Annotated in this window: 12 protein-coding genes; 6 read left to right on the top strand and 6 right to left on the bottom strand. The window is 73.7% G+C overall.

Annotated elements, in window-relative coordinates; genetic code table 11:
- Positions 1–115 precede the first annotated feature (115 nt).
- On the top strand, positions 116–898 hold the full coding sequence (locus ACL06G_RS09165; RefSeq protein ID WP_412835702.1) for a phosphotransferase: 783 nt from the start codon (positions 116–118) through the stop codon (positions 896–898).
- Between the two features lie 61 nt (positions 899–959).
- Here the strand turns inward: ACL06G_RS09165 and ACL06G_RS09160 are convergent, their stop codons facing one another.
- The 4 genes from ACL06G_RS09160 to ACL06G_RS09145 all read right to left on the bottom strand — a co-directional run bounded on the left by ACL06G_RS09160 (position 960) and on the right by ACL06G_RS09145 (position 8,646).
- Entirely contained in the window at positions 960–2,861 is a 1,902-nt protein-coding gene (locus ACL06G_RS09160; RefSeq protein ID WP_412835701.1) for an acyl-CoA dehydrogenase family protein, read from the bottom strand.
- Between the two features lie 215 nt (positions 2,862–3,076).
- The gene (locus ACL06G_RS09155; RefSeq protein WP_412785152.1) at positions 3,077–4,534 is read right to left on the bottom strand and encodes an aldehyde dehydrogenase family protein; all 1,458 of its coding nucleotides are present in this window, start codon (positions 4,532–4,534) and stop codon (positions 3,077–3,079) included.
- A gap of 182 nt (positions 4,535–4,716) precedes the next feature.
- On the bottom strand, positions 4,717–6,411 hold the full coding sequence (locus ACL06G_RS09150) for a PucR family transcriptional regulator (RefSeq protein WP_412785153.1): 1,695 nt from the start codon (positions 6,409–6,411) through the stop codon (positions 4,717–4,719).
- 48 nt (positions 6,412–6,459) lie between these two features.
- A complete protein-coding gene (locus ACL06G_RS09145; RefSeq protein ID WP_412835700.1) occupies positions 6,460–8,646 on the bottom strand; it encodes an ATP-binding protein in 2,187 nt (728 codons plus the stop codon).
- 289 nt (positions 8,647–8,935) lie between these two features.
- Here ACL06G_RS09145 and gabT point away from each other — a divergent pair, with 289 nt between their 5' ends.
- Positions 8,936–10,282: a 4-aminobutyrate--2-oxoglutarate transaminase gene (gene gabT, locus ACL06G_RS09140; protein ID WP_412785274.1), complete on the top strand. Its 1,347-nt coding sequence runs from the start codon at positions 8,936–8,938 to the stop codon at positions 10,280–10,282.
- Between the two features lie 334 nt (positions 10,283–10,616).
- On the top strand, positions 10,617–11,285 hold the full coding sequence (locus ACL06G_RS09135; protein ID WP_412785155.1) for a phosphatase PAP2 family protein: 669 nt from the start codon (positions 10,617–10,619) through the stop codon (positions 11,283–11,285).
- Here the strand turns inward: ACL06G_RS09135 and ACL06G_RS09130 are convergent.
- The gene (locus ACL06G_RS09130; RefSeq protein WP_412785156.1) at positions 11,200–11,847 is read right to left on the bottom strand and encodes a DUF4190 domain-containing protein; all 648 of its coding nucleotides are present in this window, start codon (positions 11,845–11,847) and stop codon (positions 11,200–11,202) included. The genes ACL06G_RS09135 and ACL06G_RS09130 overlap by 86 nt on opposite strands.
- Positions 11,848–11,933: 86 nt before the next feature.
- Between ACL06G_RS09130 and ACL06G_RS09125 the strand changes: the two genes are divergently transcribed.
- Complete coding sequence (locus ACL06G_RS09125; protein ID WP_412785275.1) at positions 11,934–12,980, top strand: adenosine deaminase; 1,047 nt, start codon at positions 11,934–11,936, stop codon at positions 12,978–12,980.
- Positions 12,981–13,048: 68 nt separating this feature from the next.
- Here the strand turns inward: ACL06G_RS09125 and ACL06G_RS09120 are convergent, their stop codons facing one another.
- On the bottom strand, positions 13,049–14,497 hold the full coding sequence (locus ACL06G_RS09120; protein ID WP_412785157.1) for a gamma-aminobutyraldehyde dehydrogenase: 1,449 nt from the start codon (positions 14,495–14,497) through the stop codon (positions 13,049–13,051).
- Between the two features lie 455 nt (positions 14,498–14,952).
- On the opposite strand from ACL06G_RS09120, the gene ACL06G_RS09115 reads away from it, so the two are divergent.
- Together ACL06G_RS09115 and ACL06G_RS09110 are read left to right on the top strand one after the other, a co-directional pair.
- The gene (locus tag ACL06G_RS09115; RefSeq protein WP_412785158.1) at positions 14,953–15,750 is read left to right on the top strand and encodes an ABC transporter ATP-binding protein; all 798 of its coding nucleotides are present in this window, start codon (positions 14,953–14,955) and stop codon (positions 15,748–15,750) included.
- Positions 15,732–17,003, top strand: a complete 1,272-nt coding sequence (locus tag ACL06G_RS09110; RefSeq protein ID WP_412785159.1) for a hypothetical protein — start codon at positions 15,732–15,734, stop codon at positions 17,001–17,003. The genes ACL06G_RS09115 and ACL06G_RS09110 overlap by 19 nt, the downstream gene beginning before the upstream one ends.
- Positions 17,004–17,037: the final 34 nt, after the last annotated feature.

The following is a 17,037-nucleotide window of genomic DNA, read 5'->3' as shown; positions in this document are numbered from 1 at the left end:
CGGCCGCCATGTACGCCCGGTCGGGGCGGAACGCTGCCCGAAGATCGCCCGGACGGGTCAGCAGCGCCCGGAAAACGGGTGGGGCGGGCGTGTGCCGTTCTGCTGCACCGGGCGCATGACGATCCTCTCCGACTTCTCCGGAGGCTGGGACAGCGAGGCGCGGCTGGTGGACGGCCGCTGGGTGGAGCGGCGACCGCGGCGACCGGAGGTGGAGCGGCAGCTGTGCATGGAGACGCGGCTGATGCCGTGGCTCGCACCGCAGTTGCCGCTGCCCGTGCCGGTGCCCCACCGCCTCCCGGGCGCATCCTTGGCAGTGCGGCACGTGCTGGTGCCGGGCGGCCCGGTCGCACGTCCTCGGGCCCGGCACGGGCACGGACTGGGCCGCTTCCTGCGGGCCCTCCACGCCGTCTCCCCCACCGGGGCCGTGCGGCACGGGGCCCCTTCGGACCGAGAGGCGGCTCGGGTACGGGCGACGACCGCCGACGACTTCCTGGCGCGGGTGGTGCCGCTGCTGCCGGTGGAGCTCCGGGCACCGGGGCGGGCACTGGTCGAAGAGTCGACCTCGTGCCCGGCAGGCCGTCTCGTGCACGGTGATCTGGGTCCCGAACACATGCTCGCGGACGGTGGCGTGCTGAGCGGCGTCATCGACTTCGGCGACGCGCACATCGGCGACCCGGCCATCGACCTCGCGTGGGCGCTGCACGGCACACCCCGTGCCTTCGCCGCCGCGCTCGCCGCGGAGTACGGCGTCACGCCGGAGCTGCGGGCGCGTTCCCTGCTGCGGCACCGGCTGGGGCCCTGGCACGAGGTGACGCACGGGCTGAACACGGAGGATCCGGCAACGGTGCGGTCCGGTGTGGCCGGCGTGTGCCACCGGCTGGCGGCCGGTACGGCGTGACCCGCCTCCCGCGCCCCCGAAGGATGCGGGAGGCGGGTCACGCCGACCGGGACGGGTGGGGTCAGCGCAACGGTCGGCGCACGCTCTGCTTCCCCGACGGGCCGGGGGCCGCCTCGGCGATCCACGGGCCGTCGGTGGAGGCGTCGAGGACCCCTTCCTCCAGCCAGGTGTAGGTGCCGGCGAGGATGCCCTCGACCACGGAGCGGTCGAGGTCGTCGGTGTTGTCCCAGAGCCGGTCGAAGGACTCCTCCACGCGGAGACGCGACTGGCGGCAGAAGGCGTCGGCCAACTGGCGTGCCGCCCTGCCGTTCTCGCCGTCGCGCCGCATCCTCTCCGCACGGACGCAGGCCGCGCTCATGGCGAAGAGTTCGGCGCCGATGTCGACGATGCGGGCCAGGAAGTTCTGCTTGGTCTCCATCCTCCCCTGCCAGCGCGACATGGCGTAGAACGTCGACCGCGCCAGCTTCCGCGCGGTGCGCTCGACGTACCGCAGGTGCGGCGCGAGGGCGCCGAACTCGCCGTAGGAGTGGGGCAGCTGACCGGGCCCGGCGACGAGTTTGGGCAGCCAGCGCGCGTAGAAGCCGCCCGCGGCGAGGGCGGCTCTGCGCTTGTCCGACAGCGAGGCGTCCGGAGCGATCAGATCGCCGGCCACGGACAGGTGCGCGTCCACGGCCTCCCGGGCGATGAGCAGGTGCATGATCTCCGTGGAACCTTCGAAGATCCGGTTGATGCGCATGTCGCGCAGCAGCTGCTCCGCGGGGACGCCCCTCTCGCCACGGGCGGCGAGGGACTCGGCCGTCTCGTAGCCGCGGCCGCCGCGGATCTGCACCAGGTCGTCGGCCATCCGCCAGGCCATCTCGCTGCCGAGCAGTTTCGCCAGTGCGGCTTCGATGCGGATGTCGTTGCGGTCCTCGTCCGCCATCTGCGAGGACAGGTCGACCACCGCCTCCAGCGCGAAGGTGGTGGCGGCGATGAAGGACATCTTGGCGCCGACCGCTTCGTGCTCCGCGACGGGCTTGCCCCACTGGACCCGGGCACCGGTCCATTCGCGGGCGATCTTCAGGCACCACTTGCCCGCCCCGACGCAGGTGGCGGGCAGCGAGAGGCGTCCGGTGTTCAGGGTGGTGAGGGCGATCCTGAGTCCGTCGCCCTCCTTGCCGATGAGGTTGGCCCCGGGGACCCGGACCCGGTGGAAGCGCGTGACGCCGTTCTCGATGCCGCGCAGCCCCATGAAGGCGTTCCGGTTCTCCACCGTGATGCCCTCGGAGCCCCCCTCGACCACGAAGGCGCTGATGCCGCCGCGGTGCCCCTCGCTCTTCGGCACCCGGGCCATCACGACCAGCAGGTCTGCCACGACACCGTTGGTGGTCCACAACTTGACGCCGTCGAGCACGTAGTCGTCCCCGTCGGGGACCGCCGTGGTGGCGAGCCGGGCCGGGTCCGAGCCGACGTCCGGCTCGGTCAGCAGGAACGCGGAGATGTCCGTGGTCGCGCACCGCGGCAGGAACACGTCCCGCTGGGCCTGGGTGCCGAAGAGTTTCAGCGGCTGGGGCACGCCGATCGACTGGTGTGCCGAGAGCAGCGCCCCCACCGCGGGACTCGCGGAGCTGACGAGCGCCAGCGCCTTGTTGTAATAGACCTGCGACAGGCCCATGCCGCCGTACTCGGTGCTGATCTTCATGCCGAGTGCGCCGAGGTCCTTGAGGCCGTTGACGACCTCGTCGGGGATCCGGGACTCCCGCTCGATCAGGGCGCCGTCGATGCTCGATTCGCAGAAGGTGCGCAGCTTCGCCAGGTAGTCCTCGCCACGCTGTACGACCTCCGGGTCCGGTTCCGGGTGCGGATGGACGAGATCGAGCCGGAACCGGCCGAGGAACAGTTCCTTGGCGAAGCTCGGCTTGCGCCAGTCCTGTTCCCGCGCGGCCTCGGCCACTTCTCGCGCTTCGCGTTCCGTGACAGTCATGACGCGTGCTCACCTCACGCTCTCGCACTGATGACGGGGTGCTGCTCGACGGTATGTACCCGAAACGCGCGATTCCTATCGGTTCCCCACGCGAGCAGCCCACCCGCCCGGCCACGGAACGCCGCCCGGGCCGGGGCCCCGGCGCGGCGCGGAGCACCGGAACGGCGGAGGGGCGGGGCACCGCACCGGTGCCCCGCCCCTCGTGCTCGTGCGCCTCAGAGTTCCAGGCCGGTGAGCACCATGACCCGCTCGTAGGTGTAGTCGTCCATGGCGAACTGCACGCCTTCGCGGCCGACGCCGGACTGCTTCGCCCCGCCGTACGGCATCTGGTCGGCGCGGTACGAGGGGACGTCGCCGATGATCACTCCGCCGACCTCGAGGGCGCGGTGGGCGCGGAAGGCCGTCCGGACGTCATGGGTGAACACGCCCGCCTGCAGGCCGTAGATCGAGTCGTTGGCCGCCGCCCAGGCGGCCTCCTCGCCGTCCACCCTGGTCAGGGTGAGGACCGGGCCGAAGACCTCCTCGCAACCGATCTGCGTGTCGCGCGGCACGTCCTCCAGCACGGTCGGGCTGTAGGAGGCACCGTCCCGCTTGCCTCCGGTGAGCAGCTTCGCGCCCGCGGCGACCGCCTCGTCCACCCAGGACTCGATGCGCTGCGCGGCGTCCTCGCTGATCTGCGGGCCGACCTCGGTCGCCGGGTCGGACGGGTCACCCGTGACCTGCGCCTCGACGGCCGCCACCACACGCGGCACGAGTCGGTCGTACACCGAGGTGTCGGCAATGACGCGCTGCACGGAGATGCAGGACTGGCCGCCCTGGTAGTTGGAGAACATGGCGATGCGCTGCGCGGCGTGGTCCAGGTCGGCGTCCGAGGAGTAGTCGGACAGCACGATCGCGGCGCCCTGCCCGCCGAGCTCCAGGGTGAGGTGCTTGCGCGGCACGGCGTCCACCAGCGACCAGCCGACCGGGCCGGAGCCGGTGAAGGAGATGACCGGCAGCCGCTCGTCCTTCACGAGTGCGGGCATCCGGTCGTTCGGCACGGGCAGCACGCTCCACGCGCCGGCAGGCAGGTCGGTCTCCGCGAGGAGTTCGCCGATCAGGAGACCGGAGAGCGGCGTGGCCGGGGCGGGCTTGAGGATGATCGGCGTGCCGACGGCGAGCGCGGGGGCGACCTTGTGGGCACACAGGTTCAGCGGGAAGTTGAACGGTGCGATGCCCAGGACCGGGCCACGGGGGAAGCGGCGGGTCAGGGCGAGGCGGCCGTTCCCGCCCGCGTCCGAGTCGAGCCGCTGGGCGGTGCCGCCGTTGAAGCGGCGCGCCTCCTCGGCGGCCCAGCGGAAGACGGAGATGCACCGGCCCACTTCGCCCTTGGCCCACTTCATGGGCTTGCCGTTCTCCGCGGAGATGAGCTCGGCGATCTCGTCGGCGCGCTCGGTGACGCGGCGGCAGAGGTGGTCCAGCGCCGCCGCGCGGACGTGGGCGGGCGTCGCGGCGAACTCGTCGGCGACGGCGGCCGCGGCGGCCACCGCCTCTTCGACCTGGGACTCGGTGGGGACGCTCACGGTGCCGACGAGGCGGCCGTCCCAGGGAGACGTGACGTCGAAGGTCGCCTCGCCGGTGGCCTGCCGGCCGGCGAGCCAGAACGGGTGAGTGGCGGCTTCGTTGACTGGCACAGTGGATCCCGGCCCTTCCGAAATGGTGGGGATGGTGCGTTTCCTCGGTGTCAACGGTAGGCCGCCCGGGGCGGATCGTTGATTGTCCGACGCGGCCAGTTCGGCCCCCGGCATGCTCCGCTTTGTACTCGCCCGTCGTGACGCGGGTCCCGGGTCGGCTCCCGGTGCTCGCACGGCCCGTCTCAGGAGGTGACCTTGAGCGCCAGCCAGAGCTCCATGCGCACGTCAGGGTCGTCCAGGGAGCGCCCGAGGATCTCCTCCACGCGCCGCATCCGGTAGCGCAGCGTGTGGCGGTGGACGCCCAGGTCGGCGGCGGCCGCGTCCCACTGGCCGTGCCGGGACAGCCAGGCGCGCAGTGAGGCGACCAGGTCCCCGCGGCCGTGGGCGTCGTGCTCGTACAGCCTGCGCAGCAGGCCGTCGGCGAACGCCCGCACCGCGTCGTCGGCGAGGAGCGGGAGCACGGAGCCCGCGGCGACGTCCTCGTGCTCGACCAGCGCGGTACCGCGGCGGCGGGCCACCGACAGGGCCTGTTCGGCCTGGTGGAATCCGACGGCGACGCCCGCCGGCCCGGCGGGGGCGGAGACGCCGATGACGGTGGCACCGGCCGCCGGGCCGGCGTCACGGCCCGCGAGGCGGCCGTTCCCGGTGCGCTCCGCCTCGCAGCGGGACGCGTAGCGGGCGCAGGCGGCCGCGGCGGCACCGCCGTCGGACGCGAGGACCACCAGGCGCTCGCCGTCGGGTACCACGAGCACGGCTTCCCCGCTGCGGGCCGCCGCCGTCTCGACGAGGTCGGCGAGGTCGGCGAGCTCTCCGGCTTCCGGCGCGGTCAGCTCCCCGGAGAGGAAGCCGTCCGGGACGGAGGCCGCGCGCGCGTCGCGCGGTCCGGCGGCTCCTCCTCCCGCCGCACGGCGGCGGGAGGCCGGGCCGGACAGCGGCTCCGCGAGAACGACGCGCAGCGGGGCGTCCAGCAGCCCGCCGTACAGGCGGCCCGCGACGGCCCGCGCGTGGTCGGCCTCGCCCGACATCAGCATCCGCACCACGGCGGCGCCGAGGCGCTGCTCCGCCTCCTGGAGCGCCCGGGAGCGTTCCGTGGTGAGGGTGAGCAGTGCGACGGCCGAGTGGACCGCGTAGCGCTCTGCGGTTCCGGGCGGTGCCGCCGTGCCGACGGCCAGTACGGCCTCGGCGCGGCGGCCGGTGCCGATCGACTGCAGTTCCACCCGGTCGTCCCCGGCCTCGGGCCCGCTGACCACGCCGCTGGCCGGTGCGGGCCGGTCCCGCAGCCGCTCCGCCTCGGCCGCGTGCCGGGCGGCGCGTCTCGCCGCCCACGGCGGCGCGGCGGCCACCACGGCGCCGGTGGCGTCGTACAGCGCGGCCCAGCCGCCGACGTGGGCGGCGAGACGCCCCAGGAGCGCGGTGGGGCCGTCGTGGGAGAGGGCGGCGGAGGTCATGTCGCGCTGGGCGTCGAACCCGGTGGTGACGGCCTGGTACTGCTCGGCGGCGATGGAGGCCGAGACGAACTTGCTGATGGCGATGAACGGGGTGCGGCGCGGCACCTCCAGCAGCGGCATGTCCGCTTCCCGGGCCGCCTCGACAAGCGCGTCCGGCACCTTCTCGTAGTTGACGCCCGCGGCGAAGCCCAGGCCGACCACGCCGCTCGCGGAGAGCAGGCGGACGTAGGCCCGCATGGCCTCCGGGTCCTCGGCGTCGAGTTTGAGCGCGGTGATCAGCAGCAGTTCGCCGCCGTCCAGATACGGCGTGGGGTCGGCGAGTTCGCTGGCGTGCGCCCAGCGGACGGGTGTGTCCAGCCTGTCCTGTCCTGCGAGCACGGACAGCCGGAGCGCGGAGTGCTGCACGAGCGCGGCAAGGGTGGGAGGCATAACGTCCTCACCGTACCGCCGCCGGGGGCCGGCCGGCCGTGCCGCGGCTCATTCCCCGAGGCGGGCCAGCACCGGTGGGGTGCGGTGCCCTCGCACCGTCGTGAAGGAGAGGACCGCGTGCCCCGCCCGGACCTCGTTGGCGAGGTCGGACGCCGACCAGCGTTGCCGCTGGACGGTGCGCACGGTGACGGACTCCGCGGTGACGTGGCGGCCGGTGGCGAGCCGCCGGATGCCGTGCAGGAGCCGGGTCAGGGGCTCGTCCGAGACGAGCTGCCGGTTGGTCACGTCGCGGGTTTGCACCCATTCGGTGCCCCACACCTCGGCGAAGCGCTCCGCGTCCCACGGCGTCACGCCGGCACACACCATCCGGCAGCCGACGGCGCCGAGCAGCGGTGCACGCAGCGTCTCCGGCACGTCGTCCAGCGCCCGCAGCGTGAGCAGCACGCCCGCGTGGCCGCTGCGCAGCCGCTGGAGGCCGCGCAGCGACCGCGGGGTGACGGTGCCGTCCGCGTCGTCGAGGACGAGTCCGGCGAACAGGGAGCGGTCCTCGCGGGCGAGGACGCAGTCCGTGAACTGGGCCAGCACGAGGCGGGCGAGGATGCGGGACGCCTCGGCGTGGCCGCGCTCGGGAAGGTCGATCCGCACACGGAGGGGGTGTTCCAGCGCGCGGAGGGAGAACGGGCGCGGGGCGCGGCGCGCCCCGGACGCCCGGCTGCGGCGATCGGCGGCGGCGCCGTCGGGGACGAAGAAGTCCGCGAAGGCCGGCCGGTCCAGCAGCGCGACACGGTCCGCGAGCAGCGACCCCGGATCACCAGGACGCCCGAGCTGGCGCGCGTAGGCGTCGAGTTCCCGCAATTGGGAGACGTCTCCCGCGGCGGGCGCGGAGCGCAGCGCGTCGCGGAGTGCGGTGAGGGCCTCCGTCGAGCCGTCCAGCAGTTCGCGCAGCTCCGGCACGGCGGGGAACCGGCCGTGCGCGGCGCGGAACGGGCCGATGAGCTGGGCGAGCGTGGTCGCTGCCCTGCGGCTGTCCCCGCCGGGCAGCCCGGCCGCGAGGTCGCCCACGAGAGCCTCGGCCAGCATGCCCGCGGCCTCGTCCGGGTCGTCGGTCCCGCCGTAGAGGTCGAGGTCGTGGGCGGAGTCCGGCCTGCCGGGGCGGACGACGACGTCGAAGGCCTCCTCCGGGAGGGGGGAACCCCCCGAGCCGGTGACGGCTACCACGGCTGCCTGCCCGGCGAGGGCCTGCAGGCACAGCGACTCCACGGCCGGCCGGACCACACGGCTGGTCTTGCCGCAGCCTGCCGGGCCGACGACGAGGGCGGACGTGCCGAGTACGTCCGGGTCGAGGGCCAGTCCGGCACCCCGGTAGGCCTGCGGGTTGCGCGGGTCGACGGCGGCGGTGCCGATGCGGACCTGGCGCAGCGCGAGATCGTGCCGGGCGGCGCGACGCGGCAGGTCGCGGGTGCCCGAGGGGTGGGTGCGGGCGGCCGAGCCGTACCGGAGCACCTCCTCGCTGAGCGCTTCCGGCCCGCCCGGGTGCGTTCGCGCTTCCTGCACGGCGCGGGTGAGGCGGGCGTGGTCGACGTCGCTCATCGCCCCGGACAGTGCCTCGGCGGAGAGCCGGTCGGCGGCTGCGGCGGCCCGCGGCCCCAGGGCCCGCAGGCCGGGCCAGGCGGCCGGGTCCTCGTGGGGTTCGGGAACGGGCGGTGCGGTGCGGTGCGGGGGCGTGCGCGTGCGCCGGGCGCCGGCGGAGGCGCGCCGCCACAGCTCGCCCCAGTGACCGAGGCGCCCGAAGACGGCGGCCAGGCCGGCGACGACGAGACCGTAGTAGGTGTAGGTCGCCACCACCAGGAGCATCGAGCCGCCCCAGGAGTCGGGGGTGAGGACGTACAGCGGCCAGAGCCAGTAGTCGCCCAGGTAGCCGTTCCACAGCAGCGACCACACGAGCCAGCCGATGAGGAACGCCACGACGGCGCCGCCGAGGAGCTGGCGGGTGGGTGTGCGGTCGGGGTCCTCCGGAGGCAGCGGCTGATGGCCGCAGCGCCAGATGCCCGGCTCGGCCGGAGGACGGGGAGTGCGGAGCCAGTCCGCGAGCGGGGGCCCCGACGCGGGCGGCGCGGTGGGAGCGGGAGGCACACTGGGCTGCGGCGGGATGCGGGGCGGCGCTCCGGCGGCGGCTGCTCCCTCGTCGATGCCGCGTTCGTGGTGCTGCCCCCGTGGGGAGGGCCCGGTCTCCATCGCGTGCTCCACCCCTGATCGGCTACGGCGTACGTGCGCGGTCCGGTACCCAATCTAGTCCGCTGCGACGCGAGTTGCTGCCCACGCACGCTGCCGGAGCAGAACGACGGCGGGCCGCGTGCCCTCCCCGGCCTCCCCCGACTCGCAACGGAAGGCGCGCGGCAACGTGCCGTCCTGGCCAACCGGTCGCCCGGACTACTCCGTGGCGGTGCATGTGCCACCCGATGCGCAGGGCCTAGCCTGCGGGTGACGCACACCACTTCCTCCTGAGGAGACCCCTATGACCACGATGACCGATCCGCACGGCGGGGCCCTGCCCCAGGAGCGCCGCCTGGTCACCGCCGTGCCCGGTCCGAAGTCGCAGGAGCTGATGGCCCGCAAGCAGGCGACCGTGGCGAGCGGCGTCGGCACCGTGATGCCGGTGTTCGCGAAGCGGGCGAGCGGCGGCGTGCTCGAGGACGTGGACGGCAACTCCTTCATCGACTTCGGTTCCGGAATCGCCGTGACCTCGGTCGGCAACAGCGCGCCCGAGGTGGTGCGCCGCGCCGGGGCGCAGCTGGAGGCCTTCACGCACACCTGCGTGATGGTGACGCCGTACGAGCCGTACGTCGAGGTGTGCGAGCAGCTCGCGGAGCTGACGCCGGGCGACCACGCGAAGAAGTCCGCGCTGTTCAACTCGGGCGCCGAGGCGGTGGAGAACGCCGTGAAGATCGCCCGGGCGTACACGAAGCGGCAGGCCGTGGTGGTGTTCGAGCACGGCTACCACGGCCGCACGAACCTGACCATGGCGCTGACCTCGAAGAACATGCCGTACAAGCACGGCTTCGGCCCGTTCGCCCCCGAGGTGTACCGGGTGCCGGTGGCGTACCCCTACCGGTGGCTGACCGGCCCGGAGAACTGCGCGGAGGAGGCGGCGGACCAGGCCATCGACCAGATCGCCAAGCAGGTCGGGGCGGAGAACGTCGCGGCGATCGTGATCGAGCCTCTGCTGGGCGAGGGCGGGTTCATCGAGCCCGCCAAGGGCTTCCTGCCCCGCATCGAGCGGTACGCGAAGGACAACGGCATCGTGTTCGTGGCGGACGAGATCCAGTCCGGCTTCTGCCGCACCGGCCGGTGGTTCGCGTGCGAGGACGAGGGGGTCGTGCCGGACCTGATCACCACGGCGAAGGGCATTGCGGGAGGTCTGCCCCTCGCGGCCGTCACGGGGCGGTCCGAGATCATGGACGCGGCGCACGCCGGGGGTCTCGGCGGCACCTACGGCGGCAACCCTGTGGCGTGCGCCGCTGCGCTCGGCGCCATCGAGACGATGCGCGAGCAGGACCTGGCGGCCCGCGCGCGGCGGATCGAGGAGATCATGAAGCCCCGGCTGCAGAAGCTGGCCGAGCAGTACGACGTCATCGGCGAGGTGCGCGGCCGCGGTGCGATGATCGCGATCGAGCTGGTGAAGCCGGGCGGGAAGGAGCCGGACCCGGAGGCCACCGCGGCGCTGGCGAAGGCGTGCCACCAGGAGGGCCTGCTGGTGCTGACGACCGGCACCTACGGCAACGTGATGCGCTTCCTGCCGCCGCTGGTCATCGGCGAGGACCTGCTGAACGAGGGCCTCGACGTCCTCGAGGGGGCGCTGGCGGCGCGCTGACGAGGCCGCCCGCCGGACTCCGCTCCGGGCGCGGGCGACGGCCCGTGGCAGGCGCCCGGAGCGGCGCGCCCACCAGCACCCCCACCTGCGTGAAGAATCTGTGCGAGCACAGCGCCGGGTCCGTGAGGCGCATGTCCAGCGGAGCCGGGGCGGCGTAGTGTCGTCACAGATGAAAGCCGTGCCGCTTTTTCCCCGAAGCGGGCCCGGCCGTGCCTCCGCGCACACTCCTCACAGATCGGACGCCCGCGCGCCCCATACCCCCCGGGGCGGGCGGAGTCCCGGTCCCTGCGGCCGTCCAGGAACCTTCCCCCCTGTTCCTGGGCGGCCGACCGTCATGTATGCGCTCGTCATCGGCCTCCTCCTCGCGGTGTTCGCCGCGGTCAGCCTGCAGGTGGCGGTCACCGGACCGCTGGCGGTGGCGGACGTGGCCGTGCGGGACGCGCTCGCCGGGAGCCCTGCCTCGCACGGCCCGTCCGCTCGCCTGGCGGAGTTCGGCGCCGATCTCGGTGCCCCGCACATCGCCGGGACGGCACTCGCCGCAGGGGCAGTCGTCACTGCGCGGCGGCGCCGGTCCTGGGAACCGATCCTGCTCGCGGTGCTCGCGGCCCTGTCGGTGCCGGCACTGGCCCTTCCGTTGAAGGAACTGTTCGCGCGTCCCGGCCCGGACGGTGCCCCGCTGGCCGGTTACGCCGGTTACTACCCGTCGGGGCACACCCTGACGGCGGGGGCGGCCTACGGGGTCCTCGCCCTGCTGTGGGCGCACCGGGCGCCGCGTGCGGCGCCGGTGTGCGCCGCACTGGCGGCGACCTGGACCGCCGCCGGGCTGGTCCTGCGCGGCTACCACTGGCTGACCGACGTGGTGGCCGGCGGGGCACTGGCCGGGGCCGTCGTGGCCGGGCTGGGCCTGCTCGCGGCCGTCAGCGGGTCGCGGCCGCGACCCGGGAACGCGCGTCGTAGGTGCCGGGACCGCCGGGGCCGCCCTCGAACTCGTCCAGGTGCATGAGGACCCAGATCAGGAACGGCACGATCAGCACCGCGAGGACCGTCCCGACGATGCCCATGACAAAGCCTGCGGTGGCCTGGGAACGCCCTCCTCCCTCACCACGGTCCGCCTTGCGCCGGGCGCTGACGCCGAGCACGAGCGCCACCGGGGCGACGAGGAGACCGAGGAAGGCCCCCCAGCAGGAGGAGATCACCACGAGTCCGATGATGCCGAGCACCATCGATGCCACCGCGCTGCCCTTCGGCAGCGGTGCGCCGGCCCAGGCCGTGCCGTGACCGCCGTACCCCGGGTAGCCGCCGTACCCTCCGTAGCCCTCGTACCCCCCGTAGCCCGCGCCGCTGCCGTAGCCGGCCGGGGAGACGGGGGGCGGGAACGCCCCGTCCGGAGCCGGCGGCGGCGGCCCGACCGACTCGGCGCCCGGACCGGGCGGGGTGCTCCCGGGCGCGGCACCACCGGACGGCTGCCCGGACTCCTTGCTCAGCCCCACACGCTTCTCCGGCGGCGCCCACGGGTCCGCCGGATTGCCCTCCGGCACGCCGTGCCCGCCGTTTTCGCCTGTCATGTCCCCTCCTGCCGTTGCATACCGTCATGCTATGCGTCCGTCGGCCGATGCCTACGATGACCCGGACACCTACCCCGGAGGCTTCGTTGTCCGACCTGACCGCCTTCATCGCCGGCCTGCCCAAGGCCGAGCTGCACGTCCACCACATCGGTTCGGCTTCCCCCCGTATCGTTGCCGAACTCGCCGAGCGCCACCCGGACTCCCCGGTGCCCACCGACCCGGAGCGTCTCGCGGAGTACTTCACCTTCCGCGACTTCGCGCACTTCATCGAGCTCTACCTGAGCGTCGTGGATCTGGTCCGGGACGCGGAGGACGTCCGGCTGCTCACCTACGAGGTGGCGCGTGACATGGCGCGTCAGCAGATCCGGTACGCGGAGCTGACGGTCACCCCGTACAGCTCGACCAGCCGCGGCATACCGGACGCCGCGTTCGTGGAGGCCATCGAGGAGGCGCGCCACCAGGCCGAGCGGGACCTCGGTGTGGTGCTGCGCTGGAGCTTCGACATCCCCGGGGAGGCGGGGCTGCCCGCCGCCGAGGAGACGGCCCGCATCGCGACCGACTCCTCGCTCGGTGCCGACGGTCTGGTGTCGTTCGGGCTCGGCGGCCCGGAGGTCGGCGTACCGCGTCCGCAGTTCAAGCCCCACTTCGACCGTGCCATCGCCGCCGGGCTGCGGAGCGTGCCGCACGCGGGCGAGACGACGGGCCCGGAGACGGTGTGGGACGCGCTGACCTCACTGCGCGCCGAACGCGTCGGTCACGGCACGAGCAGCGTCAAGGACCCCGAACTGCTGGCGCACCTGGCCGAGCACCGCATCCCCCTGGAGGTGTGCCCGACCTCCAACATCGCGACACGGGCCGTGGAGACGCTGGACGAGCACCCGCTGGCGGACCTGGTGCGGGCCGGCGTCATGGTGACCATCAACAGCGACGACCCGCCGATGTTCGGCACCGACCTGAACCAGGAGTACGCGATCGCCGCACGGCTGCTGGGGCTGGACGCCGCCGGCGTGACGGAGTTGGCGAAGAACGCGGTGCGGGCCTCGTTCCTGGACCCTGCGGGCAAGGAACGGCTGTGCGGCGAGATGGACACCCACCTGCGCTCCTGGGAGCGCGGCCCGGTGACGTCCGCCTGAAGACGACGCGGGCCCGGGTACCGCAAGCGGTGCCCGGGCCCGGCGGAGCCCGAGGTGCGGGTCGGCGGTCAGAGGGCCGTCATGACGTGCTTGACGCGTGTGTAGTCGTCGAAGCCGTACGCGGACAGGTCCTTGCCGTACCCGGACTTCTTGAAGCCGCCGTGCGGCATCTCGGCGACGAGCGGGATGTGGGTGTTGATCCAGACGCAGCCGAAGTCCAGCGCCTTGGACATCCGCATGGCCCGGCCGTGGTCCTTGGTCCACACCGAGGAGGCCAACGCGTACTCCACATCGTTGGACCACTTCACCGCCTGCTCTTCGTCGGAGAAGGACTGCACGGTGATGACGGGGCCGAAGACCTCGTTCTGGACGATCTCGTCGTCCTGCTTCAGACCGGAGACCACGGTCGGAGCGTAGAAGTAGCCCTTGTCCCCGACGCGTTCACCGCCCGCCTCGACCTTGGCATGCGCCGGGAGGCGGTCGACGAAACCGCTGACCTTCGCCAGGTGCGTGGCATTGTTGAGCGGGCCGTAGAAGCAGTCCTCGTCGGTGAGGTCGCCGGTCCTGACCTCGGCCGCGGCCTTGGCGAGGGCGGAGACGAACTCGTCGTGCACGTTCTCCTGGACCAGGACGCGGGTGGCCGCGGTGCAGTCCTGGCCCGCGTTGAAGAACCCGCCGTCCCGGATGCCCTCGACCGCGGCGGGGATGTCGGCGTCGTCGAACACGACCACCGGCGCCTTGCCACCCAGCTCCAGGTGCACGCGCTTGAGGTCCTTGGCGGCGCTGCCCGCGACCTCCATGCCCGCGCGGACGGACCCGGTGATCGAGGCCATGGCGGGCACCGGGTGTTCGACCATCAGACGGCCGGTGTCCCTGTCGCCGCAGACCACGTTGAAGATGCCGCGCGGCAGGTCCATGTCGGCCAGCACGCCTCCGATGACCTCGGCGAGGAAGACCGTGGAGGCGGGGGTGGTGTCCGAGGGCTTCAGCACGACCGTGTTGCCGGCCGCCAGGGCGGGGGCGAACTTCCACACGGCCATCATCATCGGGTAGTTCCACGGGGCGACCTGTGCGCAGACACCCACCGGTTCGCGGCGCACGAAGGAGGTGAGCCCCTCCATGTACTCGCCCGCGGCCTTGCCCTCCAGCATGCGCGCGGCACCGGCGAAGAACCGGATCTGGTCGAGCATCATCGGCAGTTCCTCCTGCCGGGTCAGCTCGAGCGGCTTGCCCGTGTTCCCGCACTCCGCGGCGAGCAGCTCGTCCTGCCGCGCCTCGAGCACGTCGGCGATCTTCAGGATCGCGCGCTGGCGGATCCCCGGGGTCGCGTCCCGCCACGCGGGGAACGCGGCTTCGGCCGCGGCCATGGCCGCGTCGACGTCGGCCGCCGCCGAGAGCGGCGCCGTCGCGTAGGCCTGGCCGGTCGCCGGGTCGATCACCTCGGTGGTACGCCCGTCGGCGGCGTCCCGGAAGTCGCCGTCGATGTAGTTGCGCAGGCGACGCAGCTCGGCGTTCACTTGGCACCCCTCCTGTCAGTGGTCCGATGGGTGAGACGTCCAGCCTAACCATGGGAACGGCGCTTCGGGCCGCCGTCGCCTCCCCGCACGACCGGAACGCTCGCCCTCCCGCCGGGGACACGAGGCCGGGATCCCGTCGCCGTGACGACGGGGGGACACCGGGAGACACAGCGGGCAGACAATGCGTCCATATGGACGGTCCTCGGCGCGGCACGCGCCGAGCCTCACCTCTTCTCCCCCCTCTCTGTCCCTACGGTGCCAGTGACCGAGACCCCGGACGGTCGTTCTAGGGGTTGTCATACGGATCGGACCGGTCCGGCGGAACGGGCGGGTCCGAGCACCGCACGGCGGAGGAGGAACGCGGCGCGTTGCGGTGCGCGAACCCGCGGACCCCGGCGGTCCGCGAGACACCCCTGGCGCAGGGGTGTCCACCAGCGGAGCAGAGGTGAGTAGAGATGCCTTCCCATACGGCCCCGCCGGACGACGACGTGCTGTGGGCCCGCGGACTGACGTACGCGCACGACGGCTCCCCGGCACTCCAGGGCATCACCCTGGGAATCCGCACCGGCGAGATCGCCGCCGTCACCGGCCCGCGCGGCAGCGGCAAGTCCACTCTCCTGTCCTGCCTCTCCGGCCGCCTGCTGCCGGACGAGGGCGAAGTCTGGTTCAACAGCGTGCCCGTCCACACCCTGGGGCTCCACTCCCGTGAACGCCTGCGCCGCGAACGTTTCGGCTGGGTCGGCAGCGAACCGCACCTCGTACCGGAACTGAACGCCTGGGAGAACGCCGCCCTGCCACTGCTGCTCAGCGGCGTCAGCAACCGAACGGCACGCCGGGCGGCCCACGAATGGCTCGAACGGCTCGACGTCGGCGACTGCGCCCGGAAGCGGCCGTCGGCACTGCTGCAGGCACAGCGCCAACGGGTCGCGATCGCCCGTTCCCTGGTCCACTCGCCGGCCGTCCTGTTCGCCGACGAACCCACCGCACCGCTCCACCAGACCGACCGGCTCCAGGCCCTCCGCACCCTCACCACCGCCGCACGATCGCACGGCATCACCGTGGTCCTCACCACGCACGGCCCCGCCGCGGGCACCACCGGGCGCGACGACCCGCCCTCACCCCCCGGAGCACGCAGCGCCGAGGGCGAACACTCCTTCGTCGACCGCACCATCACCCTGGTGGACGGACGCCGCACCCACAGCACCACGGCTCGCGAAACGGAGGGCAGCACGGCGTGCTCGCTCTCCGTCTAGTCCGCGGCGCCACACCGTCCGCGCTGCTGCGTCGGCTGCTGCTGGCGGCCGCCGCGGCCGCCGCCACATTCCTCCTGCTCGGCACCCTGGGACACGCCACCGCGCACCCGGGACCCGCGGGAGACGGACCGGCCCGTCTCCTGTGGTGCCTGGTACCGCTGGCCACGACCCTGCACCTCGCCCTCACCGTGGTCCGGAGCGAGATCAGCCGCCGGGCCCTGAACGGCCTGGACGCCGCCGGCATGGGCCCCTCCCGCATGCCGCTGCTCGCAGCGGCCTCCGCAGCGGCCTCCTGCCTCGTCGGCAGCACCGTCGCCCTGCTGCTCTTCCTGCTGCTCCGCGGCCACCTCACGAGTCTGCCGTTCGCCGGGGCCGCCTCCGACGTACTCGGCGGCGGAACCGGCCTGCCCGTCGGGGCGGTGCTGCTGCTGTTCCTCCTGGTCCCGCTCTCCGCCGCGGCGACATGCCTGGTCGCCCTCCGGCCACGGTCGCTGGAGCGCGGCGGCAAGGAGGGCCCGCGGAGCGCCGTCGCCGCCACCGCACCCTCCGCGGCGGACGCCCCCGCACTCGCCGACACTCCCCCGACGCCGACACCGGCAGGGCTGCCGTGGGGTGCGGCCCTCACCGCGACGGGACTGGCCATCGGGAGCATCGCCACCCGCACCTCGCGGCAGGGCGCAGCGGGCGACACCTGGCTGGTGCCGCTGCCGGGCACCCTGCACGACACTCCGCCCGGCGTCGTCGCGGGCTGGCTCCTGGCCGCCGTCGGCCTGGTGCTGGCCGGACCGGGCCTCACGCACCTGTGCGGGCGGCTCATTGCCTTCGGCCGGCCGGGCGCCCTCCGGCTGCTGTCCGGCCGGGTGCTCCAGGAGGACGCCGAGCACATCGGGCGCCCGGTCGGCGTGCTCTGTGCGGTCGCAGCCGGAACCCTGACCGCGCTCCAGCTGTACGGCGGCCCCGCGGCCCGGCAGGGCACCGCGGCCGCCGAGGCCCTGACCGCCGAACCCGTGTATGGGCCTCTCACACTGCTCGGAGCGCTGCTGGTGATGTGCTGCGCCGCGGGCAGCGCACTCGCCGCGGCCGCGGAATCGCGGGCCTGGCGGGCACCCGCCACCACCATCCTGCTGCAACTCGGCGCCCCGCGTGCACTGCTGCGCCGGGCGGCAGCCCTGCGCGCGACGGTGCTGCTGCTCGCTCTCGCCCCCCTGGCCTGGGTGGTCGGCCGGCTCGCCGCACTCCCGCTGACCGGATGATCACCGCCCGCAGGCGCCGCGGCCGGCCGGGGAG

The sequence above is a fragment of the Streptomyces callyspongiae genome (genome assembly GCF_047200695.1).
Lineage (GTDB): Bacteria > Actinomycetota > Actinomycetes > Streptomycetales > Streptomycetaceae > Streptomyces.
This window is presented reverse-complemented; position numbering and strand designations above follow the sequence as displayed.

What these genes read in the sequence shown, in the direction of transcription:
- ACL06G_RS09165 (WP_412835702.1), top strand. Translation starts at nt 116, where the DNA reads ATGACGATCCTCTCCGACTTCTCCGGAGGCTGGGACAGCGAGGCGCGG.
- ACL06G_RS09160 (WP_412835701.1), bottom strand. Translation starts at nt 2,861, where the DNA reads ATGACTGTCACGGAACGCGAAGCGCGAGAAGTGGCCGAGGCCGCGCGG.
- ACL06G_RS09150 (WP_412785153.1), bottom strand. Translation starts at nt 6,411, where the DNA reads ATGCCTCCCACCCTTGCCGCGCTCGTGCAGCACTCCGCGCTCCGGCTG.
- ACL06G_RS09145 (WP_412835700.1), bottom strand. Translation starts at nt 8,646, where the DNA reads ATGGAGACCGGGCCCTCCCCACGGGGGCAGCACCACGAACGCGGCATC.
- gabT (WP_412785274.1), top strand. Translation starts at nt 8,936, where the DNA reads ATGACCGATCCGCACGGCGGGGCCCTGCCCCAGGAGCGCCGCCTGGTC.
- ACL06G_RS09135 (WP_412785155.1), top strand. Translation starts at nt 10,617, where the DNA reads ATGTATGCGCTCGTCATCGGCCTCCTCCTCGCGGTGTTCGCCGCGGTC.
- ACL06G_RS09130 (WP_412785156.1), bottom strand. Translation starts at nt 11,847, where the DNA reads ATGACAGGCGAAAACGGCGGGCACGGCGTGCCGGAGGGCAATCCGGCG.
- ACL06G_RS09115 (WP_412785158.1), top strand. Translation starts at nt 14,953, where the DNA reads ATGCCTTCCCATACGGCCCCGCCGGACGACGACGTGCTGTGGGCCCGC.